Below are 23,694 nucleotides of genomic sequence, written 5' to 3'. Positions count from 1 at the left end.
GCAACATTAAAGTAATTTTTCGTTACTTCTAATTTCAACTGGCGTTGATCCTTTCTTTCGGTCCCCCAAAGTCGCTAAAATACGACCGATAGCTGAATCACTGCAATAGTCATCTCCTTAAATTATGAGCGTAGTAACCCAAGTTATTCTCAATGCCGACGAAGAACTCCGCTACCCCAGCAGTGGCGAGTTGAAGAGCATTCAAAACTTTTTACAAACCGGCAGCCAGCGGATGCGGATCGCGGCAACCCTGGCAGACAACGAAAAGAAAATTGTTCAAGAGGCCAGCAAGGAACTGTGGAAAAAGCGGCCTGACTTTATTGCGCCCGGTGGCAATGCCTATGGTGATAAGCAACGTGCCCTCTGTTTGCGCGACTACGGCTGGTATTTGCGTCTGATCTCCTACGGCATTTTGGCAGGCGATAAAGAGCCGATCGAAAAAATCGGCCTGATCGGCGTCAAAGAGATGTACAACTCCTTGGGGGTGCCAGTTCCTGGCATGGTGGAATCGATTCGCTGCCTCAAGAATGCGGCCTTGGCGCTAATGAGTGACGAAGATGCCACCGAAGCCGCTCCCTATTTCGACTATATTATTCAGACGATGTCCTAGCAGCTAATTCAAAATTCAATCCGTGAAAGAGAGGGCTGGATTTTCACTAGTCCTCTTTTGCTATTGATTCTTGCTAGTAGTGCGGCTCACTTAATAACGGTCACTATCGAGGGAAACAAAGTCGCCCCGAATCCAGCCGGCCGCGTTGGAAACAGTAAACCGCACGAAATACCACATGTAGCCATCGCCACTCACGACGCGATCCAACACTTCTACCCGATCGCCAGCATAACCAATGTGACGAATGTAGGCCCGCGTACTTGCTCCATCCCGGACGTTAATCGGAGAGGCGGGGTCGTAGCTCACCAGCGTGGCATAGTCAGCATACTCGGCGTAGGCAACTGTAGCGAATGGCTGAGTGTGAATATTCTGTAGTGTTTCGGCCAAAGCAGCGTGGGGAGCAGCAACCATAATGGGCAACGCGGCCAGCAGTCCAGAAGCTGTGAGGAGTTTCATAGCAAGTTCCAGCTTACAATCAGTGATTTCTGTCAGTAGCTACTGATTGCAGGTGCCCAATTACGCAAAGGCCAAATTAACTTTGCTGAACTTTCATTCGCAATCGCACTAAGTACTCCTCATTTCTGCGTCCTTCGACTGAATTGGTAGCTCGCTCTAGCAAAACCACTTCAAACTCAGGCTGAAACTGCTGATATAGCTCTGTCACAGATACTCCAAACGGAGGCCCCCCTGCCCGGCCATGTGTCCAAAACAAGCCAATCAATTCACCTGCGGGGCGCAACAGATTCTGCACTAACCGCACGTAGTCACCTCGCTGCTCTGGCAGAATGGCGCAGAAGCAGGTGTGTTCCAGCACATAGTCAAACTGATGGGCAAATTCAGTGTCTAGTTCAAAAATATCGCGCTGTAGAAACTGAGCTGATAACCCTCGTTCCTGGGCTGCTGCCCTAGCCGCTACAATCGCAGATGGCGCAAAATCAAATCCCACCACTTCAAATCGATGTTGGGCAAACAGGAGAGCATCATGTCCACGTCCAGATCCTAAGACCGCAATTCGTCCGGGTGCGGGTGCTTGGGGTGATTGCAGCAAACTGACAAACGGCGGTGCGGGCTGACCCAAATCCCATCGATCGGTACCGTCTTGATAGCGTCCTTCCCAAAACTCGGCGGTGAGTGCAGGCGTCGGTTGCGGATCAGACATAGGTAGAATAGATGAGAAAGCTTCATAAACCTTAGCATAACTGTCTTTATCGCCCCGTTCCCTGTCTCTACGGTTGTACGACTCGACTAAGCTCCAATTTACTTTCCTTAGTTCCTATGCTTGATGCCTTACAAACTACACTCTATCAACTTGAGCACTTTGCCGATGGGTTAGTGTCTACGCAGCTCACCCACCTGACACCACTCAGCGTTGGGATTATTTTTGGAGCGGGACTGCTGACCAGTTTGACTCCCTGTATGCTCTCGATGTTGCCCATCACAATTGGTTACATTGGCGGCTACGAGGCAAAAACTCGCTGGCAGGCGGCCATTCAATCGACTTGGTTTGCCCTAGGGCTAGCGACTACATTGGCTGGGTTGGGCATTGCTGCTGCAATTGTTGGCAAGGTGTATGGTCAGGTGGGTATCGGCTTACCGATTGTAGTCAGCGTCATTGCTATTTTGATGGGGCTGAATCTCCTAGAAGCCCTGCCGCTGAGGTTGCCTGCTTGGGGTGGGATGGAATGGATTTCTAACGATTTGCCTGAAGGGGTGCGCTCTTACTTAATTGGGCTGACCTTTGGCTTGGTGGCTTCTCCGTGCAGTACTCCGGTGCTGGCAACTCTACTGGCCTGGATCTCAACCACACAAGATCCGGCCTTGGGCAGTGTGCTGCTGCTGGCCTATGCGACGGGCTATGTGGCACCCCTGATTTTGGCAGGCACCTTCACGGCTTCAATTAAAAAGATTTTAGAAGTACGCCGCTGGTCTGGGTGGATTACGCCAGCAAGTGGAGCATTGCTGGTTGGCTTTGGCGTCTTTTCGCTGTTGTTTCGGTTATTTCCTACAGGGACTGTTTAGGACTGTTTAATCACCTTTAATCATCATGACTGTCGATCCTTCTTCTGATGCGGCTCAAAACTCGGCTCAAAATTCGGCTCCAGACTCCACTAGTGTTGCGTCTATCCAGCCGTTTAACCTGAATCGAGCCATTCGTCGCTATTTCAAGCGTGAACTGGTGCCCCTATTGGCCGACTTGCGGCTAGCCATCGGGCTACTGTTGGCAATCGCGGCTTTCAGCGTCACCGGCACGGTGATTGAACAAGGACAAACCCTAGCGTTCTACCAAGCCAACTATCCAGAACACCCTGCCCTGTTTGGTTTTCTCACCTGGAGTTTTATCCTCACTCTGGGACTAGATCACGTTTACCGTACCTGGTGGTTTCTGGCCCTGTTAATTCTATTTGGTGCCAGCCTCACGACCTGCACCTTTCAACGCCAGCTTCCGGCTCTGCGCTGGTTTTCTCGCACCTGGAATTTCTACAGCCAACCGCGCCAGTTTCAGAAGTTTGCCCTCAGCGCTGAAGTACCGCAAGCCTCATTCGATCAACTCATCCCAATTCTGCAAAAACGTCGCTATAAGATCTTTCAGGACGGCGACAAACTCTATGCCCACAAAGGTATTGTGGGACGGATTGGGCCAATCATTGTTCATGCCAGCATGCTGCTAATTCTGTTGGGGGCAATTTGGGGGGCAATGACCGGCTTTTTTGCGCAGGAAATGGTGCCCAGCGGTGAGACCTTTCAGGTGCGCAATATTTTCGATGCTGGTCCGTGGGCGGCAGGCCAAATTCCTAAAGATTGGTCAGTCAAGGTCAATCGCTTCTGGATTGACTACACGCCTGACGGCACAATCGATCAGTTCTATTCCGACCTTTCGGTTCTGAATCAAGCAGGCGAAGAAGTCGATCGGCAAACAATTCACGTCAACAAGCCTCTGCGTCACAACGGCGTTACCTTCTATCAGGCTGATTGGGCCGTGGCTGCCGTGCGGTTTCGCCTCAACAATAGTCCGGTTCTGCAATTGCCGATGGCCCAACTCGATACGGGTGGAGCAGGTCGGCTATGGGGCACCTGGATTCCGACTAAGCCGGATCTGAGCGATGGCGTTTCTGTGGTTGCAAAGGATTTACAGGGCATTTTGCTGGTCTACGATATGCAGGGCAAACTGATTGCTACTGTCCGTCAAGGCATGTCCACTGACGTAAACGGCACGACCCTTTCAATTGTTGAAATCATCGGCAGCACTGGACTGCAAATTAAAGCCGATCCAGGGATTCCCATCGTCTATGCTGGCTTTGGCCTACTGATGCTGGGTGTCGTGCTCAGCTACGTGTCCCATTCTCAGATTTGGGCCTTGCGCACAGCAGACAATTTCTATATCGGCGGCAGAACTAATCGGGCACAGTTAGCCTTTGAACGCGAAATGCTGGAAATGCTCGATCAACTGACTCAGCCACCCCCCGCACTTGCACAATCGATAGAGCAGCCAACTGGTTAGTGGCTATTGATGGCTGGGGTTAAAGCGTTAGTTCACGCCGCTAAAAGCATCTGACTGAGCCAAAACGCAACTCCAGCGCTTCCCAGTGGCACAGTCAGATTATCAATTCCTAGTTTTGAAAACGCCTCCAAACTTGCGGCAACCCCTGCCACAACCAAAGCAACAGCCCAAACTTGCCAGCCTGATCCGTAAACGTTAAGTAGAATCAAACTGCTGATTATCCAGCTCACCAATAGCATGGCCAGCGAGCCTTCCCAGCTTTTTTGCATGCCGCCCAGCTTATAGCGATGCTGGCCCCAGTGTTGCCCAATCAAGGCGGCTAAGCCATCGCCCCAGGTCATGATTAATACGCCTAGCACAGCAATGTGGGGATTGTTTTGCCAAAAGCAGGCAATCAACACACCAATACTAATGGCGTAAAAGAAAGTTCCCAGGCTCTTGCGCCCCACACTGTCAATCCCAGGCAATAACGGAAAGCGGTACGATAGCAGCGTAATCGCGCTAAACAAAATCGACGCACCAATTCCCACCGCAGCCGGAATCCGCAACCACCAAGCAAACAAGATGACATTTCCGGCACCGATATGTACCACTTTGCGAATCACTTCCGCATCCACAAGTTTCCAGTACCGCAGCCCAAAGGCTATCAGCACCACAAAGCCAACCCAGAGCGCCGCAATGCCAATTTGAAGCCACAAGGTCGGTTCCGTCAGTTGTGTCAATCCATCTTGTGTTAATCCATCTAGCAAGAATCGCCCACCCGAACTTCGTTCTGTTTCTCACTTTACCTGTTTCTCACTTTAGAAGATTTTGCCGCTTTCTAAGCCACACCCAAGACTGAGCAAAAACCTGCAGGCCGCAGATTGCCTTTCGGCGAGTTCCCTAACCGCCTTATACTGAAGCTTATAGGTTTGTTAAGTTTCCTATGGTTGCCTCAACTCCTTCCATCGAATTTTTTGAGGGCATTCCTGAAGACCTCAGTGATGTCAGCCTGCGGCAAAACCGAGCTACAGGTGTGCGCTCAGTTCTAATGACGTTTACGGTACTGCGGTCAATTGAACGGTTCAGGAGCTACACCAATCGGTTTGCCAAAGCGCTGCTGCTAACCGATGATGAGGGCCAAATTAGCATCGAACCGTCATCAATGAAGTTTATTTTTGGCGGACCGGAAGGCGATGACCTACAGCGAGTCGAATGCCGTTTTGAAATTGACCAAGCCGAACATTGGGAACGGTTCATGCGCTTTATGCATCGCTACGCTGAAGTCAACGGTATGGCCTACGGTGAACCCCAGTCATGATAGCCGCATCCAAACTTCAAGTTTGACGCTTGCAACCAACTTGCTGAAACCTAGGGCTTAAAACCGGGCTTGAACGACTGACCAAGATTAGCAGGGGGAAAACCAGATGAAAGTAGCAGTAACAGGTGCAACTGGATTTGTCGGCAGTCGGCTTGTGCAACGGCTCCAGCAGTCCGGCCATCAAATTTTGGTACTGACCAGAAACGCCGATCGAGCTAAGCAAATCTTTCCAGCATCGGCTTTTCCCAATGTAGAAATTATCGCCTACACTCCCCTTACGTCTGGATCGTGGCAGGCCGAGATTGCCGGCTGTGACGGGGTGGTGAATTTAGCTGGCGCGCCGATCGCTGAAAGCCGTTGGACCCCAGAACGCAAACAAGAAATTCTCGACAGTCGCAAAATTGGCACCGAGAAGATTGTGGAAGCAATTGCTCAAGCCAATCCTAAACCCAGCGTCTTGGTCAACTCGTCCGCCATTGGCTATTACGGCACCAGCGAAACCGCCACATTCGATGAAACCAGCCCTGCAGGACAAGATTTTCTGGCTGAAGTTTGCCAAGCCTGGGAAGCCGCCGCCGAAGCAGTGAAGCAAACCGGAACTCGCCTCGTCATCTTGCGCACCGGAATTGTCTTAGGTGACGGAGGAGCACTGGCTAAGATGTTGACGCCCTTTCGTCTGTTTGCAGGCGGACCCCTCGGCAGTGGTAAACAGTGGTTTTCCTGGATTCACATTGACGATTTGGTGAATCTGATTCTGAGAGCTTTGACTGAGCCAACCATGGAGGACGTTTTGAACGCTACAGCCCCAGAACCCGTCAGGATGGCAGAACTTTGCCATACCCTAGGCCAGATCCTCCATCGACCTTCTTGGCTGCCTGTACCAGCTGCGGCCCTAGAGCTATTGCTAGGCGATGCCGCCAAGGTGGTTCTGGAAGGCCAACAGGTGCTGCCAAAGCGAACCCAGGCAATAGGTTTTACCTATCAGTACCCGACAGTGAAGCAGGCATTACAGGATATCGTTCAAAGCACCTAACGTCGAGCTAACTGAGTTAGGTTTGGCCAAACTGGATGGAATTAGCCCAAATCACCACCCGAATTACGCAAACGAATCAACTGACGTCGCATTTGGGGAGAAGATTCCATTTCTGGTATTTCATGCGCTTCTACATGGGCTTGGATTGGCTCCATATATTCATCTGCACCGTAGGAAAAGGCATCCAGCAGCAGCTCTAGCAGCTGTTCGCGGTTGTTTAAAATCTTCTTTTCCTCAATTAGTCTAAATTTCAGGCGAATTTCACAATCGTAGACGGCAAATTCAGAACTAAGCGGTTGTTGCTCTAAAGGATTCGGTTTCATCTGAGGTAATCACACCTTATTGTGTTGAGCTAGAGAATTGGCTAAAAACCGGGCTGAATACGATGTGTGAGAAGCCGTCTTTAACGAGTAGCTTTCAGGAACTACAGACGTTGTCAGCATTAGACCAACTGATCTTCAAAAAGAGAACTCACACCGTGGGGCATGTGACTTGAACCTAACATTCCCTAAAAGTTACTCAAATTCGCCAATTTATTGAATGAGAGAAGGGCGAGTTTTTGATTGAGAAGCAACTTCTTAAAAGGGGCTAGTAATTTATAAATATCATTATTGCTTAGTTTAAAGAGGGGATTTTTGTGAATTCTATATGAGGATTACATCGGCCTTTACAAGGCTTTTAAATCTATTTAGCTTTAAGCTTTTCCGATTCTGATCAATAGAGTTTCAGTGAATACCAGTATAGACCCAATCCCAATTGGAATAATGAGCGCGATCCCTTAGAAACACCGGTTATTTCTTATCACTTTCTATCCTACCGACTAAAGCAACAGAATACTACGGGAGGCGTACTGCAAGCAATACAGGGAGCTGCCGACCTGCCTTTTTCTGACGGATATTAGCCAAATGAATTGAGCATTACCTAACCTACTTACTGATTCGGTGTATCCTGTTGCACATTCAGTTGGCTTCTCACACAGACTTTTCTTATTTCAGTAACTTGTATAAATAGATTCATCATGAAATAATTAAGACATGAATTAATCTATTTAAATTTAATTGAATAAGAGAAGACCATTTAAAATTAATCATCTATATTAGATTCTCCCCGAGATTTTCACTTTTCCTTGATAGGCATTCAAACTAATAATTTCCCTTCTTCTAGTAATTAGTAAGTTGGCTCAATAATTAACTAATTTCTGATAGTAGAGAATTAGTTACAGTCTTTTTCAGGCTAGTAAAGTCCGAAAAACGGGGTGCAGGGGCAGTGCCCCCACGCCCCTATACCTCACATGAGTGAAAAACGCTGTAAATCGAGAATTCTCGATATCTGTGTTGATTACCTACAGGCACGGCTTTGGGCCGCCAGCTAGAGTTTTGGCAGGGAGTGTCTATTGCAGACAGCACAGCTGATTCACTAGTCGAGCTTCACACCGCCTCTAAACGTTTTTAGACTTTCGGGACCTTTCGACTGTACGAGGTGGCCTAGTTGATGAGAGCTGGCTGTGGCTAGCAGGCGTAACACCACTGCAACTCAGCACATGCATAAACGCATCAATTCTAGAAGCGTCAATTCGATAACCGCCTCGTAGCCCTAATAGATGAATTCCACCCTGTCCTAGGGCAGCTAGCCAAGGCATTTCCCAAAACCAGAGCGCTGGCAAATGCCCAACCGGAGCAGCGTCGGTGAAGTTTAAGTGCTGGTCGTAGAATTTAAAGAAGCGCAATTCCTCAATCCACCAGCCAACCTGCTGGCTAAAGACCAAAGCCTGTGCTCGCCTCTGCCGATAATCAATGCTTAACTTGTTGCGATCAGGTCCCTCAAGGGATCTAAAGATTCCGAGTTGACGACTAAAGCCAAAATTTCCGGCACTGGCTTGCGTCCAGAGTTGGTCAATTTTCTGAATAGCCTGTTGCTGCTCCTGCTTGACAGTTTTGGAAAACTCTTCCAGTGATGCCGCATTTAGCCAAGTTTGAGATGGATTAATCAACTTCTGTAGAATAGCGAAGGTAACAGCATCCGCATTTCTATAGTTCTTATTCTTGAGATCCTTCTCCAACTGCTCAAACAGCTCTGGATACGGTAAATTGAGCGTCGGGGCAGGAGGTTCCTGAGCTTTCGCTTCAGCAGATCCAGACGCTGCTGGGCTAGATGGATTGCTCGATGAGCTACTGTTTAAAAAACGTTGACTCGCCCGCACCATACTATCTGCGACATCACTCTTGCTTAGGTCATAGTCCTCTATCAGCTTTCGCAGTCGGGCATTCGAGTCCTCAGTTGGTGGCAACTTGCCTCTCCGTAGCGCCTCTAAGTCTGCCTGCATCGCCTCCAAATACGCATCCTCATATTCCTCGAGGTGCTTGAGATACTCAGCATCCTTGGGTGGCATACTAGTGGGTGCTGTTGAGATGGAACTTGTTGAATTAGATGCTGTGGGTGGAGTTGTTGCAGCAGGCTGACTAGTATTAGAGCCAGGTTGACTAACATCAACTTCAGCACTTTTGACAGACGGCTCTGGATCTGTTTTTGACTGTAATGCTGCCTCAATTCGATTGGTAGATTGAGTCACCGAATTTTTGGTCGAAGATTGGTCTGGAGTTGATTCGGTTGCCTCTATTGGCTGGTTCTGGCCAGATCGCGTGGGTTGACCAGTCCGCTGGGTCGGTGTGGAAGCGGGGGAGGATGATCGATCCTCAGATGGCAAAGACTCTCCGATTTGATTTTCTGATTTCCGCTCTTCGATGATTTCTTGCACAATCGCTTGCACCTGCTCTGGTCGCAACTTTAGCCTCCGAACGCGATAGGAGCTGACTATGGCGTCACGTTCATCTTGTGTACCGTTCTTAATAAAATGCCTTGCATACGTTCGCAGAGAAGCTTCAGCCTGATTCTGCTCAGGAGTAGTCATAATTATGATTCAGCGGAAATTGAATGTAATCTTAGCGCTGGTTAGCCCAATTCCAATCTAGGCCGACATTAATATCAACTCACTGCAACCTATCAGTAGGGACCGTGGAGATCAGGCCCACTCCTCAGCCGCTTCCGCTTCGGCGTCAACTAGGATTTGTTTCACCTCCGACCAATTCACCTGCGTAGTGGGTAAATCTTGAGTCACTCGTCCCTGATGCAACCCCAACAAACGATTGCAAAATCGCTCGACCCACTCTAACTGATGATTCACCATCAAAATGGTTAGGGCAGTGGTTTTCGTCAATTCTTGCAACACTGATAAAACATACTCAGCTCGTCCGGCATCTAGCGCCGAGGTTGGCTCATCCAACAGCAACACTTTTGGTTGTAGGATCAGCGAGCGAGCAATGGCAACAAGCTGCCGCTGCCCAACTGAAAGCTGCACTTCGGTACGGTCCAGCCATTCGCTGGGGATGTGAAACTGTTCAAGACCAGCCTGTAACCGCTGATCAATCGTCTTGCGATCCAGTTTTCGCAGCACCAACGGGTAGGCTAGCGCTTGGCGCACCGTCATTCCTAGCAGTTTTGATTCTTGAGGAACCAGCGTAATCTGTTGACGTAATGGCACTACCGGTACCTGACGAATCTCTCGATCTTCAAAAAGAATTTTGCCCTGGCTTACCTCAGTCAGCCGATTCAACAGCCGCAGTAGAGTAGTTTTTCCAGCCCCTGATGCGCCCACAATCCCCAGAAAGTCCCCCTGAAAAACCTCAAAGGAAATATCGTTGAGAAGATAGTGAGAGCCAATTGGAGCTTTGAGGCTGACTTGTTCCAACCGAAGCTGACTTTTATGTGAACTAGATTTAATCAAGCGGCTTCCATTAAGCTGCAACGTTTGCATTTTAGCTTGAGCAAGCTGGGTTTTCAGGGGTTATGTCCAGCTCCAGTTGCAGAAGATCTAAAGTTGATTGGCAGCCACCGCAATTGTCCAAGCATCAACCGCCAACAGCATCACTGTTAAACCCAGCAAAAACAAATACATCCAGGGTTGAGCGAGCGGACGCACATCCCGCGTATCAATTCCGGTTTTGGCCTGCACCAGTCGCACCAATTCTGCGAAACCAGCAACCCGCATCGGCAACAGGTAGGCTGCTCCTGCATGGTTGAGGAAGTAATAAACAATGCCACCCTGTCCAGTTGAGCGGGGCTTTAGAGCTTCGATATCGCTCCAGGCTAAATACCAACCTTTCCGCCAAAGCCAACGCACCCAGCCAGGATAGGCCACCTGGATCCCTTGTGCATCCACAATGACTCGTTCGCTCAAAGCAGCATATAGGGCGATCAAACCAACTACCACCCCCACTAGCAGAACCGCAGGAGGGACAGGCGCTTCTGTGGCTTGAGCTAGAAACGGCAGCGGCAGAGTCAATGCCACGTAGAGAGCGAGCAACGTCAGCCGAATCAGCGGAGAGAGCCGAAATACACGCTGTTCTGACAGCTCTAACCCACTTTGCGCAGATTCTTTTGCCCTCGAAACTTCTTGATCAACCGGCAGCTTAGGAGAAGACACAGATTGCTTAGTTTACAAATCGTAATAATTGCTTATCTAAGGTTCAGTGTAACAAGGAAAGGGCCAGTTCTCCAGGCAACCTCAAGGCAAATACTTTTGCACTACGGTCCATCCGGTTAAAGAAACGCAGATAAAGCCAACTAGCAACACCAAATTGGTGCCTAGATGAAGCGATCGCGCCCAAGGTCGCTTTGGACTGATCTGAGTTGCGCTCCAGGCCGAAAGCAAGGTCAACCCCACCACTAGTAACCCCACAGGCAGGTGAGCCGAATGGCCCAACGAACCAAAGTGCCCCAGCGTACCCACTATGCCAATTGCTAGCAACAGCAGCACCAAACCCACCATAGTTCCACCAATGCCATAATGCAGAGGCCGCAACCACCATGGCCGAGGTTGATGGGCAGAGCGGCTTACGAGCAGCCATGTGCCAGTTGCCGCCAACAGTCCATAGGCGCACAACGATAGTCCCATTGACCAGGCGGCAATTTTCCAGAGCCACAGAAATGAAGGTAGATTGAGGGCAGCGATCATCAAGGTAGGGCAGCCTGATAACGAGAATGGTTCATTCCTAACCTACTGTAATCAGGTTGAGAGATCTATGCGTCAATCGGATCATCTAGGTGATCGGTGGAAATGTGCAGGCGAATCATCCGCGAGAAATTGCTGTTGGGATCGCCTAAATTTAGCTCTAACTGCTCGTTGCAAAGGGGTTGGAGTTGAGCTAGCAGCAATCGCAACTGGGGCGTGCTGGCTCCGCTATCGAGGTAAACCCGTTCGGCGAGGCGATTTAGCCGTCTCCAGGTCGTGTAGAGCTTGGCAATCGTCTGCTCTAGCTGGGCAGCTTGATTCACCAAGTCAGCCGTACTGCTCAGACAACCGATTCGCAACGCTTCCCCTAGGGCAGTTTCTAAATCCAGCGAAGACTGATTCAGCGCCTGAACCTGAGTCGCTGCCGCTAAATATTTCGCCAGATAGCGCGCCTCAGCCGTGACTTGCTTGACTGTATCCACATCGGGATTAGCAGCCACTTCTGATTGCAAAACGGCTTGATGCGGTTCGGGTAGTTTTTCCATTTCTCGCACCAGCGGAGTTAAGTAGCGGGCCGGAATCGTGCTATTGGCCGCCTTTTCCCTGATGGCGAGGGGCAATAAATCCGAAGACATCGCAGTCCATTCATCCTGGAGCTGCCGCACTTCCCGCTGAGTAATACGCCGTTTTGGGCTGGCGGCATCTATTGGCTCTTTCAGCAAATCTGACACCATTTGCTGTACTTCTGGTTCAGCCCGCGCGGTTTCGATAAAGGCCCGTTTGCTAAAACAATTGACCTCCTCAGGCTGTAAAACGGCTTCTTCTAACAGGGTGTCGGCACTATTTGCTAGCTCAATCAGCGAGTAGGCTTGAGTCTTGCTAATCTCTCTGTCTTTTAACCAATTGAGAAATCCAGTTCCCCGCCCATCCCCACCACGCTTTTCTCGATCCCGCACCGCTCGGAGAATTCGGCCTCGGCAAATCTCAGTTTGGAGATCAAAGCGGTCACAAACTTGCCAAGCCGAATCAATCTGTTGCCAAAATTCTAGCTCCGGCAGTTGATCATCTTCAGGGTCAGGAAGTTGCACACTTAGGGCGACTAGATTTAGCTCATCCTCAGCAAGGGCGGACCGATCTGGCTTCACTGTACCTGGCTTTGCTGTAAAGGTAGGATTGACAAGATGAATCGGATTCGAGGAGTGAAATGCATGAACCATGAACGACCACCAATGCCACAAAACAGTCGCATCATTATGCCATGATCTGGTTTGTAGAGATCAAGTAAATTCCACACCTAGAGGTTTGTTAAGTGATCTAAAGAATCTCAACGCTACAACTAGTATTAGTGCTTGCCTTTTACCTTGGCTTTTAAGAGCCGTTGTCTGAGTGTCGATTGAACGGTTGATTGAACCCTTGCTGGAATCATTGATTAAGCTGATTGAATCATTGTCTGGACCAACTCTGAGCAGTCTTTATACTCCTGCGGTTCTAGTATTAGCAGCTCTCCTAGATTACGGAATCGGCGATCCCTGGAATTGGTTACATCCGGTTCAGGTGATGGGATGGGGCATTCAGCGATACAGTCAATTTTGCTTACGACAATTCCAATCACCCAACTTATTGAGACTGGCTGGCATCGGTTTGGCTGTTTTCACCATCAGCTTGAGTAGCTTCATAGGCTGGTTGATGATTGCACTCGCAAGCGATTTGCATCCCTTTCTCGGACTAACGGTAGCTGTCATTTTGCTAGCCAGTTGTTTTGCCGGACGCAGTTTGCGCCAAGCCGCTGAGGATGTACTCCAACCCCTTGCAGTAGGAGACCTGGTTACCGCCAGAGCCAAGCTGAGTCGATATGTGGGCCGCGATACAGCAGACCTCTCAGAAGCGGAGATTTTGCGAGCCGTCTTGGAAACCGTGACAGAGAATGCCACCGATGGCGTTATGGCTCCCTTGTTCTACGCCATTCTGGGAGCCAGTTTACCAATCGGCAGCGCACTAATGGCACTCGCTTACAAAGCTGCTAGCACCCTAGACTCAATGGTCGGCTATCGTGACCCTCCCTATACCCACATCGGCTGGTTCAGTGCCCACTTAGAAGATGTTTTGACCTGGCTGCCCTGCCGACTGCATGTGCTGACCTTAGCTCTCTGGTCTGGTTCTCCCCAACGGGTTTGGCAACTCTGCCAGCGGGATGCTGTTAAAGACCCTAGCCCAAATTCAGGCTGGAGTGAGTGCGCCTATGCCGCTATCTTAGGAGTACAGGTCGGCGGCATCAACCGCTACAAAGGCGTAATTAAACCCAAGCCCATGCTGGGGGATCCGCTCAATCCAATCAGTGCAGAGAAAATCAGGCAGGCGATTTACCTGACTCGTCTGAGCTTTTTGTCCTGGCTAGTCGTTTGGCTGGTTGTTAATTTGGCTATCGCTCTAGCAAGAGTTGGTTCAGTTAGCTGAGCGTTGTCTACGATAGTTTACAATCCTCTCCGCTACTGGTCGCCATCGCCCCCAACAGGGTTTTTACAATTACACAGCGCCTACTGTTGATATTGGTGTTATCCGCCGGAGAAGATACCGAAATCACGATGCCGTTTTCCCCTAGCTGATTGGCTTCCATCGCAATGTTACCCCGGTCGTTGAACACCACACAGCCAACCGCATCGGGTGCACAACCCAGCTTAGCGTTGGGGCTGACCTCTAGCTTCAGCAAATTGGAATTAACTTGGCTGCTGGGATTCTGCCCATCAACTGGTTGAGCAACGCCTGCAATTTCAACCACAGGCAGTTGATCTGGAGGCGCAATAAAGTTGACTACTTGGTTTTGGCGGCTGCGAATCGCTTGGGTCTGGGCTTGCCGCAGGAGTTGAAAGATCTGCTCTCTGCCGGCTTCGGCGCGGCGGCTGTTGGCAAAGCTCAACCAACCCGGAGCTGCAATCAGCGCCAAAATCACGGCTAGCATGATCACCACAATCATTTCAACCAGCGTAAAGCCAGCAGTAGAGCGGTATGGGGCTAATTTGCTCATTGAGGGTTCAACTCCAGTGCGATAAGGATTGAAAGGAAGCTTATAGGAATCTATTTGTTCATTCTGTCGGTTTAGTGGCCTTGAACGTTACGGTGTTGGTTTGCGGCCCAGAACGCTACGATTGAGGACTCGAGTTTGTAGCGCCGGTAAAATATCCTGATCGTTGCTTCTGAGAAAGAGACCATCTCTATCGGGTAGAATTCCCGGTCTTCCAGTAGCGCTGCCTCTGAGGTACACAACAACATCGCGGTATTGGGTTGGATCCGGCAGTGAAATTGTTTGCCCTCCTGACCTAACCGACTGGGTCGGAGCAGCAACGCAAGCGTAGAAACTTCGCACGTTAGCAAAGTCTCCCTGCAACAAGCTCGCTGGGGGAGAAATGCTGTAGGTGACGGTGCTAGTAGGGGAGTTGGGACAGAACCCAGTTTGTCCAGCTGCATTAGCTACAGTGGGATCTAAATAATCGAAACCAACAAAATCGGCCAACGTATCGGCTCTACCGTTTGGGCGAGCCGATTGGAGGTTAACGAATCGACCATCGCTGTTGTTGCCATAGGGCCAGCTTGTAAAGTTACTGAACTGACCAGGATTGACATAACCAGCGTTTCGAGTTCCGTCTGAGTTAAATTGGCTGAGAACATAGCGAGTAACTCGCGCCTTGCCTTTCCAGGTGTCGTTATTCGGATCGTTTTTGGTCAAGAAATACACCACTAACGCATAGGATTGCCCAGCTAAGCAAGTAACTCCGTCCGGCGGACGTCCAGCAGTAGCACATTGTCGTTTGATCTCCTGTGGAAACGGCTGCTGCTTCCAAAAAGCCAACACCGGAACCCTATTTTCACCTGGAGCAGGAGCAGGCAAAAACTGGGATAGAGGTTCACAAGCCTGTTTTTGTTGACTTCGGGTACAGGCTAAATACTCGCCGGGGTAGACATAGATGGCTTCTCGCAGTTCAGCCGCGATGTAATCTAAGGCAAGCTGCATTTCTCGTTGCGTCTCAGAGCGAGCCGATTCGCGCCGATCCGCAGTCATCATTTGCACCACAATGAAGGTGAGTCCAGCCACAATACCGCCAGCGATGGCAGTCACGACCAACAGTTCCAGCAGCGTGAACCCGCGAGTATTGTCAGGAGCATTGAAACAATCAGATTTTAGGAACAGCTTTTTTAGGCGAGGCCAGAATCTATTAGCCATAGTGGTTTAGCTTTGTAGTCCAAACGATAGATGCAGATGTAGCAATAACAGGCAGAACAAAGAAGAAATAAACCCGTAGCAAGCCAGCTAAAGCGTTTACCGTAGCTACTGCGGACAGGTATCAATGCTTTTGCTCACCGATTCACAAACCACGTCAGCCTGCTCACCCCAAATCATTTGCTTATAAACCACAACCATCGGATTCTCTGACTGCTTTCTACTTTGGCGATCAGATATCAGGAGGGGAGCTGGCTCAGGCTGGGGATTCAACGCACCGAGGTTGGGCTGGGCCAATGGGTAGGAATAGACCCGAATGCCAACTTCAAACCTGGCGGGGCGCTGCTCGTTAGGCGGTTCATCCAGTTCAGCCTGGAGTAACGTTCCCCTCGTCCGAAAAATCTGCATAAAAAACTCTGGTCTACAATCCCCATCCACATCGATCGGTATGGCCTGATTGACCGGAATCTGCTGATTGGTATAACGAGAAGCACCGTTGAACGGCGACCCAGGGGGACAAGCCGCTCCATCTCGACGGGTGGTTTTGAGCTGGTTGGCCAGTCCAGTTGGAGGGCCGACAGTCTTGAGATTGGCAGCGTTCACCACAGCCGGAAGCCGCTGGCTCTCATGGTTGCCTTGCTGGACTAGGGTATTAATGCGGTCGATCTCGTCTTGAGCAAGCTGGATGGCCTGCTCGGCTCGACGATTTTGCACCCGTGTAGCCGTGGCAATCAGCAAGGGCGGTGTCACCATCGCCACAGTTAGCCCAATCAACAGAATTGCCACCAAGCATTCCATGATCGTCAGGCCCTGTTCCGGAGAACGATTGCCAGGACGGGAGACTTTTGAGAGACGCCACAGCAGCAAAAAATTTTGAGATAGAGGATTAGACGCTGACATGATTCGCGTTCTCCGCAGCAACTAAGTAGGACAATTCAGGTCAGGCTTCTCGGACGTCAAGCTTTTACAGAGGTTAGCTACGTAGGGATCATTCGCTGGCGGTTCGCTGTAGAACTCACTGCGCACATCCTCCGCAAACTGGAATCGTTGGGCTACAGGGCCAGCCGGGGCATACTGCAACCCGACATCGTAACCCCAACGACGGTTGGGCGGATCGTAGTAGGTGATCCATTCGTTATTGGCGTTATTGCCGGTAGTTGGAGCCGGAGCACCCGGTTGCCAGGCTTCTTGATCAAAGGGAGCCGTAGCGTAGGTGCTAAAGGTCAGTTGCAGGAAAGCACCAGACATGTACAGGTTCTTGCGATTCCAGTTTTCCAGGAAGCGAGGGAAGTTGTGCAACCCTCCATAGGACTGGCCGGTCCGGGATGGCACTAGTCCACTCACCATGATCAGGTTCATGCGAGTGTTATCAGTTGCTGGAATCAGTGCTTTTCCATCTCTGGGGTTTTTACCACCACCATCCTTGATGGCTACATAATCGCCAGAATAGAGGGCCGAATTGCCATCAATATCACGCCAATTGACAGGGTCGCCATTGCGGGAAATCAAGATGGGTGATTCGCCCTGATCCAGATTGTGGCCAGAGCCTAACCTGGTACCGACACCATAAGGCAAACTGTCGATTAGGTTAGACCGCGCCCAAACAACTCCTCGCCCAGTGGCGGCATTGTTAATTCTGGTCTTGGGACGGTTTTGGGCAAAGTAGGAGGTGCGTGTGCTGTTGCCGCAGCCGTATCGATTCCTCAACCAGTTCGGTAAGTCAGGATTGCCAATATTCGACAAACCGTCCTCAATGCTGCCATCGCAGAAACTGGTGGAAAGCAGCGTCACCGCATCTGCCACCACTTCACTGGGCCGCCACTGGTCTCGGTCCCGGTTGGCAAAGCTGAGATCCCGCTCAGACCGTTGATAGAAGTTAGAGTAGTCGGCAGCCAGGAGCTGCGTAAACTCTTCTAACGGCTCTCCGCCGGCAGTTTGGTGCACGTTAAAGTTGCCTTGGATGTAGACCGGGTTATCGCTGATGAACGATAGACCACGACCCTCATCCCCATTCCGCTTCAGATTTTCGCCCTGGATTAACCGGAAGCCATAGGGCCGTCGATCGGGATCGGGGAAGTAATCAACCGGTTTGGGAGTGATGAAGTTCTTGGGATTGAGCGGCGGATCTCTAGAATCCAGGGCCGACCGATCGGCCGTTTGCATCGGGCAGCCGCCTCCTTGCAGCTCCGTATCAGTGTCACAGGAGGTCCAGCCCGTTGTCCGAGGGCGAACGATGTGCGCTTCAGACACTGCATCTTCCCGATAGGCGTAGATAATCCCCTTTTGAGGCAGCCAGAGGTCACCGCGGTGATTACTATCGGCCATCAGCCGCAAGTCGAGATTGAGGGCACGCACTGGCATCATCTCTCGACCGTTGTAGAAAGCGCTGTCCTTAAAGGCCACTCGCACCAGTCTGCCATTTCTGGGTCGTTGGAATGTGCTGTTGATATTGTCAGGTTCCGAGCAGCGCTCTCGACACACCTTGATCAAATTGAAACTGTTGCTGTTAGGTGTCGGACCCGCACCAGGCACACCTGCCCTAGCCGGAAGTACCCAGGGATTGGCACCGCCTAATGTCACTCCGCCTTGGGCCAGCCGCTTCGGACGCAGGGCTACATCAGAAGGGCGGACCACGGCATAGGTAGCACCGCCGTTTTCAGTGAGAATATAGCGGCCCACTCTAGCTGTGCTGTCTTCAATATCGCGGGTTCTGCCGCGTTCAGTCGCATTGGTGATGTCCGGATGGTTAATGAACCCACCAGAATAACCGGCGGCAAGATTAGCAGGCGGTTTGAGCGCATCTGCCATCTTTGCCGGGAAGAGCGAGTAGAGGATCGGATAACGGGGCCGGTAGGAACAAAGCTGAGCCAACGGATCGGGCGGTAAAGCTCCCAGGGAGCGTAGTGCCCCTGTTGCATTTTTGGTAGTAATCTGCGGACCGTCAGTCAACCAGCCAGCAATTTTATTGGGAGCAGGTGCCGCAGGGTTCGAGAAACCACAGTCACCGAGCGGGAATGTGCTGACCGAAAGCTGGTTGATACCAGTGCCAGATTGAGTCCCGTAAGTTCCTTGAAATCCCCAGATGCGATCGCGGGCTACCTGCTCTTTCGTGATGATTAACTCCGCCAACGAGATAATCCGATTCATCTCCGTTTTCTGAGCCGGATCAGCCAAATTATCGCGCCAGCGCTCTAGCAACCGCACATAGGTTTCAGGGTTGTTTGAGCCTCGCTTATCCCAAACAGCCGTACTCATAACCGCATTAGCCTTGAAGTCCCTCAGGCTATTCACAAAGGCAGCGGGAGGCCGAGTCGCCGCCGGAATTTGATTGACATCAGCAGCCGTAATCAGGCCATCAGCGATATGGTCAATCACCCGGATGCGGCCTCTGAGTCCTGCGCTATACCTGGGGTCAGCCAGAAGTGCATTGTTGACCGTCAGTTCGGTGGCAGTTGCTCCCGCTGGGTTAATTTCGGCATCCGTAAAGCCTGCTAACGCCCGCAGGGGGCCGGGACTAGTTGGTACTCCTCTGGTTGGATCGAGAGCCGGGTTTACATTGTAGACGTTCAGCTTCTCCAGATAGTCCAGGTTGTAGGCCAGCATCCCCAACGTACAGGCTGCCGTGTGCAGCGTAGTTTTGTCAGCCGGACTGAGACGGTCGTAGCTGGTGCCACCATCGAGAATTCGGAACACCTGGCGCAGCATCGAGAAGTCTCCCCACATGGCATAGCTGGGATAGGGGTTGACTTGTCTAGCTTGATCCCTGGGCCTAAACGAAGGAGCACCACCGTTCGGATCGCCTGCGAAGTAAGCCAAGTTTCTCAGGGACTTCATCAGCGCACTGTTCGGATTTCTGAAATCGGCTAGCCTGGGCGTTTGAAATTCCCAGCCATTGGTGCCGCGTCCGCGGAAAAAGTCGCTAATGATCAGCGGATTGGGTTGATCGGTGTAGCCAGGAATCGCAGCAGCTGGTAGCCCAAACGCCAAGTTCTCAAAGGTGGCGCTGCGGTCGAGCGTCGTGGGTGTACCAGGGTGAACGGTGGTCACCAAGCAGGCATCGGGAAAGTCGCGGGCATCGGCACTGGTGTCGGTGGCATTGTGGTACACCGCCGTAGCCTGCACTGCCGCCAGGTTATCCCAAAGGGTTTTGCGCTGCCGCTTCTCGTTACAGCGATTGCCAGAACAAGTTTCATTCCACGGACGCAATGGCTCATTCTCGACCCTGATGGGCACTTCACTGCTCGGTCCACCACCGGGACCACCCCAGCCCGCCGGATCGCCCAATTCAAGGCGTTGGCCGACAATCAGCCGCAGACCTTCCACTCTGGCCCGTCGTTCCCAGTAGCCATCCAACCCAACGCTAGCAGTATCTTCACCAGGCTTCGGATCGCTGCCGGTCAATTCGGGTGCGCCCGTGATCAGGTCACCAATTTGAGCTGTACTGCCCGAACCTGCATTTTCTTTTGAGGTGACGCCAATCGGTAACCCTTCTCGGCCCCAGGTAGGTTTAGGACCCCAGCGGTTGTCGGCCCGGAAGGTGTCGTCTACATAGGGCGTGCTGACCTCCTTGAGCGTGCGCAGCCGTCCCTGATCTTCTTTATTCAGATCCGTAGCCTTCCAGTTGGGATCATCGTCTAGAGCCAGCGTGCGAGGATTGCGCGGTACAGACAAGCCTTGGGTTTGAAGCGTGACTGGCTCCAAGGCAAAGTCAATTGGTCTGAAGCTACCTTCGGCCACCGAGTCGCTGTTGGGAGGCATGCCAACGGTTCGGTTTGGCTCCACATCAAACTTGGGAGCACCGCGAAACTCATTGTCCCGAATTGACCCAGCCAAGAACCGGCCTGTGAACTTGGGAGTGCCTTGAATCGGCTCATTCTCTTCGTTCTTCTTAACGGTAATCTCGGAAGCTTCTGGACTGTTGATACAGGATTGAGGCGAGCTAACCAGGAAGCTGCGGAACAGATCGTTGGTCCCCACAATCAGGCTGCCTTCGGTGTGCATCGCTCCATTCCAGTTGAAGCTGACACCGGGGAAAATCTCTAGATCATTGCGAAACCAAGCTGCCCACTTAAACCCTTGATTGGCCTCTCGGTCCTGCTGAAATTCCAGCGTAGCAACCGTTCCACTAGGATTGTCAGGCACCACATAGGCCGTCACCTGAAAGTTTTTACGAATTTTGCTACTGCCGCCCGGATCAGGAAACCACCCTTCCCCATTTACCGGATCGGGAGTCCCTCCTCCATTAGCACTCGCACGGGCACAGACCTGATTTGGACTGGCATTGCTCAACGGCGCGTTCCGAACTTCTAGGTTTCCAGCTCGCCGCTCCCAAGCTTCTCGACGGGCATCGCGGAGACTAACACCACCATCATTATTCGGTGTAGAAAAAAGAATCGAGTAAACGGCCCAACCATCTCTATCGCCAGGAGAGTTGACGTTGCCATCTCCATCCAGGTCTACTCGGTAACGCCAAGCATTGTCAGTCTCACCATCCCCATTAATATCTACCCGCTCTTCGCCATCAAAGGTGTAGGGGTCAACTGACAGGGCCACCACTTCCTTGCCATCGTTTCGCATCATGCTGAACAGGCGGTCCTCAGCCGTGACCGTACTGCCTCGGCTATCTTTGCCCGTATCGAGCAAGAACTCAATTTTTGCCTTGGCTCGATCAATCACGGGCGTAGCAGCATTGTAGATCACCTGTTGTTGCCGCTCCGAAATCGTCTGCTGAGTTCGCGTGAAGGTGCGATAGCTAATCGCCCCAACCGTCAGCACAACCACAAGCAGCAGCAGAACCGTAGTTGGCAGCACAAATCCTGCCTTAGCTCGGCGAGGACGGCCACCGGCAATGAGTAATCCGCGCAAGAGCCAACTCACAAGTCCCTTGATCAGCCTATGAGTCGTGCGATTCATTTGCCGGAGAAGCATTTGGGCGGCCCTGATTACCTTTCGAGTTGCCATAGGTGTTTTCTGTCAAATGGATACTGAGACGGCAGATGCCAGGATTTGATGTTAGAAATTTAATACAAGAATCGATAGAGACTTAAACTGATTGCACACCAAATATAGGGATATACGCAGGATGCTCAGACATGGGTTGCGAATTCACCTAAAAGTTTACAGGCTGACCCTCCCCTGAACGATCACTGCCCTAATCATTCAACGCTGCACCGTTAGCCAACATCAACAGAGAATCCACGATAATTAAAACAAGTTGAAACTACCAATAGCGCTAACTAGCTCATAGTAGAAGTACGGGGCAAGTGCTTCCAGCCTACTGCTAGGCAGGTCAACCTAAGGCTTGGTTAATTCTGTAGCGCCAGCTTTTTGCTGTTTCTGCCATTTGATCTGCCATTTGAATGTGCAAGAGTCACTATCGACAAACAGCTAGAGAACACCCCGACCTTCAAGGCTTCATGATTCCCACTCGCAGGAGAGAAACGATCAGCCTGCTTGGAAAAAATACCGCTATTTTCTAGCAGCTTTTGCAAGCCTGACTACTAGCTTTCCAAAAGCTTTCAACGCGCTGACTTTTCAGATACAGTGCGGGGCTTCCTGCCTAAGAGCTAACTCTTGCGACCGGCCAATCCCCGACCCAACCATTTGTAGTTGCTTATACAGCTCAATTACCTCTATAACCGCGCAAGTGCCAGCCTCAAAAGAGGCAATATAAAAATTAAGTGAATACTTGCAAGAAATTATACCAGAGTCATCCTTTAGACTAGCTATGCAAAAAAAGACAGCCTTGTATCAGCTGCCTTTGAAACCTATAAAACTAAAGTCGAACAAACAGCACAAAAGAACTGTGCTCCTGCAGCTTCTACAGCTTACTAAGATCAATTCCAGCTTCTTTTGCCATCGCATATAACCCCTTCCGTTCCAGTGTCTTGATGGCTCTAGTAGAGAGGCGCAATTTAACCCAACGCTTCTCCTGTGGAAACCAAACCCGCTTTTCCTGCAAATTGGCTTCTTGCAGCTTTTTGGTCCGGCGGTGCGAGTGAGAAATCGCAAAAGCGTTGTTCGCTTGCTTACCCGTGAGTGTACATTTACGCGCCATAATTCAATTGCAAAAAATGAATAAACACAATCCTCCATTATAGAGGCTACTATGGCGAGATAGTAAAGTCTATTAATGAAATGTGTCGAATGACGTTAACCCACTGTATTTCAGACTACCTGAATTACAATGGGAAGTTGAGCAAATAGAGTCTAGTCAGGCAGCTTGAAAGTCTTAAATTGAAGGGCTCAAACAAAAGCGAGAGGACCAAGACTGGATTAGCTTGTTTGGAAACCTAGCAAACTTGTTTTGTCTATTGTTTTGTTTATCCGCTTTGGTCTTCGAGTTACTGAATATCTGTGCTGCCTAATTTGGCGCTAGGAGAAATTTTCCAATGCTGGAACTCTGGTCGAGAGTCATCCACTTTTTTAAGCCAATCTTTCTGCCCGCAGGGCAGTTACAGCTACCATCCCTTGCTGGAACCTACGAGGTTTTGAGTTCAGCTTCCGTAGACGAGCTGTGGAGCAAAGTGGTCAACCTCGCTGATGTATCCTGGCATCCCTTACTCGCCAAAACCAATGTACCTTATGGGCTAATTCCCAAACCAGGCTTGATCTACCAAGCCGTGAGCCGCTTTTTTCCCATCCCGATCAAGATCTTTGTGGAGCGAGTTCTGCCTAGGGAAATGTTGACCGTGCGGGTGTTAGCATTACCAGGACTGGAAGAGCGTGTCACCTATCGAATTGAATCCACCGTTTGTGGCACTTATGTGTCCTATTCCGTGACGCTACGCGGGTGGTTGTCGCCCCTGGTTTGGTCAATTATTCGTCCCTATGCAGCCAAGGTGGCCAGCGAGCTAGCCCATGCAGCAGAACAGGCTCAAGCACAACCTAATCAGGATCCAACCAAGACTAGACAGCGCTCTAGTTTGGATTGGCTAGGAACCGTTCTGTTAATGGTAGGCATTGAGAAAATTCTCAGCGCCACGGTGCTTGGGTCGGGTCTAAGCTAAAGCTAAAATTGGCATTGGGAAT

21 protein-coding genes are annotated in these 23,694 nt (G+C 50.8%); 7 read left to right on the top strand and 14 right to left on the bottom strand.

The features are described from left to right. The first annotated feature begins 124 nt into the window (after positions 1–124). The gene (locus HJG54_RS09195) at positions 125–610 is read left to right on the top strand and encodes an allophycocyanin subunit alpha-B (RefSeq protein ID WP_316434585.1); all 486 of its coding nucleotides are present in this window, start codon (positions 125–127) and stop codon (positions 608–610) included. A 90-nt stretch (positions 611–700) separates the two neighbouring features. Here the strand turns inward: HJG54_RS09195 and HJG54_RS09190 are convergent, their stop codons facing one another. Together HJG54_RS09190 and HJG54_RS09185 are read right to left on the bottom strand one after the other, a co-directional pair. Continuing rightward, on the bottom strand, positions 701–1,066 hold the full coding sequence (locus HJG54_RS09190) for an SH3 domain-containing protein (protein WP_316434583.1): 366 nt from the start codon (positions 1,064–1,066) through the stop codon (positions 701–703). Positions 1,067–1,142: 76 nt separating this feature from the next. Further along, a complete protein-coding gene (locus tag HJG54_RS09185; protein ID WP_316434582.1) occupies positions 1,143–1,769 on the bottom strand; it encodes a methyltransferase domain-containing protein in 627 nt (208 codons plus the stop codon). Between the two features lie 116 nt (positions 1,770–1,885). Here HJG54_RS09185 and HJG54_RS09180 point away from each other — a divergent pair, with 116 nt between their 5' ends. Together HJG54_RS09180 and HJG54_RS09175 are read left to right on the top strand one after the other, a co-directional pair. Continuing rightward, entirely contained in the window at positions 1,886–2,629 is a 744-nt protein-coding gene (locus HJG54_RS09180) for a cytochrome c biogenesis protein CcdA (RefSeq protein ID WP_316434581.1), read from the top strand. Positions 2,630–2,654: 25 nt separating this feature from the next. Continuing rightward, positions 2,655–4,109 (top strand): cytochrome c biogenesis protein, encoded by a 1,455-nt coding sequence (locus HJG54_RS09175; RefSeq protein WP_316434579.1) that lies wholly within the window; start codon positions 2,655–2,657, stop codon positions 4,107–4,109. Positions 4,110–4,141: 32 nt separating this feature from the next. Here the strand turns inward: HJG54_RS09175 and HJG54_RS09170 are convergent, their stop codons facing one another. Next, entirely contained in the window at positions 4,142–4,807 is a 666-nt protein-coding gene (locus HJG54_RS09170) for an SEC59/DGK1/VTE5 family protein (protein ID WP_316434578.1), read from the bottom strand. A 227-nt stretch (positions 4,808–5,034) separates the two neighbouring features. Here HJG54_RS09170 and psb28 point away from each other — a divergent pair, with 227 nt between their 5' ends. Further along, on the top strand, positions 5,035–5,409 hold the full coding sequence (gene psb28, locus HJG54_RS09165) for a photosystem II reaction center protein Psb28 (RefSeq protein WP_316434577.1): 375 nt from the start codon (positions 5,035–5,037) through the stop codon (positions 5,407–5,409). Between the two features lie 106 nt (positions 5,410–5,515). Continuing rightward, a complete protein-coding gene (locus HJG54_RS09160; RefSeq protein WP_316434576.1) occupies positions 5,516–6,442 on the top strand; it encodes a TIGR01777 family oxidoreductase in 927 nt (308 codons plus the stop codon). 41 nt (positions 6,443–6,483) lie between these two features. Here HJG54_RS09160 and HJG54_RS09155 read toward each other — a convergent pair whose 3' ends face one another. The 6 genes from HJG54_RS09155 to HJG54_RS09130 form a co-directional block, all read right to left on the bottom strand. Beyond that, entirely contained in the window at positions 6,484–6,765 is a 282-nt protein-coding gene (locus HJG54_RS09155; protein ID WP_036003904.1) for an Npun_R1517 family heterocyst differentiation transcriptional regulator, read from the bottom strand. A 1,115-nt stretch (positions 6,766–7,880) separates the two neighbouring features. Next, the gene (locus HJG54_RS09150) at positions 7,881–9,350 is read right to left on the bottom strand and encodes a GUN4 domain-containing protein (protein WP_316434575.1); all 1,470 of its coding nucleotides are present in this window, start codon (positions 9,348–9,350) and stop codon (positions 7,881–7,883) included. A gap of 111 nt (positions 9,351–9,461) precedes the next feature. Next, positions 9,462–10,253, bottom strand: coding sequence for an ABC transporter ATP-binding protein (locus HJG54_RS09145; RefSeq protein ID WP_316434574.1), 792 nt, complete (start codon positions 10,251–10,253; stop codon positions 9,462–9,464). A gap of 57 nt (positions 10,254–10,310) precedes the next feature. Further along, positions 10,311–10,922 (bottom strand): hypothetical protein, encoded by a 612-nt coding sequence (locus HJG54_RS09140; protein WP_316434573.1) that lies wholly within the window; start codon positions 10,920–10,922, stop codon positions 10,311–10,313. Positions 10,923–11,003: 81 nt separating this feature from the next. Further along, a complete protein-coding gene (locus HJG54_RS09135) occupies positions 11,004–11,453 on the bottom strand; it encodes a DUF4079 domain-containing protein (RefSeq protein WP_316435624.1) in 450 nt (149 codons plus the stop codon). A gap of 65 nt (positions 11,454–11,518) precedes the next feature. Beyond that, complete coding sequence (locus HJG54_RS09130) at positions 11,519–12,667, bottom strand: hypothetical protein (RefSeq protein WP_316434572.1); 1,149 nt, start codon at positions 12,665–12,667, stop codon at positions 11,519–11,521. Between the two features lie 169 nt (positions 12,668–12,836). Here HJG54_RS09130 and cbiB point away from each other — a divergent pair, with 169 nt between their 5' ends. Further along, positions 12,837–13,904, top strand: coding sequence for an adenosylcobinamide-phosphate synthase CbiB (cbiB, locus tag HJG54_RS09125; RefSeq protein ID WP_316434571.1), 1,068 nt, complete (start codon positions 12,837–12,839; stop codon positions 13,902–13,904). Between the two features lie 7 nt (positions 13,905–13,911). On the opposite strand, the gene HJG54_RS09120 is transcribed toward cbiB, so the two are convergent. The 5 genes from HJG54_RS09120 to rpmB form a co-directional block, all read right to left on the bottom strand. Further along, positions 13,912–14,472, bottom strand: a complete 561-nt coding sequence (locus HJG54_RS09120) for a pilus assembly FimT family protein (protein WP_316434570.1) — start codon at positions 14,470–14,472, stop codon at positions 13,912–13,914. An 87-nt stretch (positions 14,473–14,559) separates the two neighbouring features. Beyond that, the gene (locus HJG54_RS09115) at positions 14,560–15,666 is read right to left on the bottom strand and encodes a prepilin-type N-terminal cleavage/methylation domain-containing protein (protein ID WP_316434568.1); all 1,107 of its coding nucleotides are present in this window, start codon (positions 15,664–15,666) and stop codon (positions 14,560–14,562) included. Between the two features lie 105 nt (positions 15,667–15,771). Continuing rightward, positions 15,772–16,563: a type IV pilus modification PilV family protein gene (locus tag HJG54_RS09110; RefSeq protein WP_316434567.1), complete on the bottom strand. Its 792-nt coding sequence runs from the start codon at positions 16,561–16,563 to the stop codon at positions 15,772–15,774. Positions 16,564–16,584: 21 nt separating this feature from the next. Then, on the bottom strand, positions 16,585–21,624 hold the full coding sequence (gene hpsA / locus HJG54_RS09105; protein WP_316434566.1) for a hormogonium polysaccharide biosynthesis protein HpsA: 5,040 nt from the start codon (positions 21,622–21,624) through the stop codon (positions 16,585–16,587). An 859-nt stretch (positions 21,625–22,483) separates the two neighbouring features. Then, positions 22,484–22,720, bottom strand: coding sequence for a 50S ribosomal protein L28 (rpmB, locus tag HJG54_RS09100; protein ID WP_036003890.1), 237 nt, complete (start codon positions 22,718–22,720; stop codon positions 22,484–22,486). A 334-nt stretch (positions 22,721–23,054) separates the two neighbouring features. Here rpmB and HJG54_RS09095 point away from each other — a divergent pair, with 334 nt between their 5' ends. Beyond that, positions 23,055–23,672, top strand: a complete 618-nt coding sequence (locus HJG54_RS09095; protein ID WP_316434565.1) for an SRPBCC family protein — start codon at positions 23,055–23,057, stop codon at positions 23,670–23,672. Positions 23,673–23,694: the final 22 nt, after the last annotated feature.

This window comes from Leptolyngbya sp. NK1-12, assembly GCF_032598965.1.
Lineage (GTDB): Bacteria > Cyanobacteriota > Cyanobacteriia > Elainellales > Elainellaceae > Elainella.
Note: the sequence above shows the minus strand (reverse complement) of the source record. Positions and strands in the feature narration are given on the sequence as shown.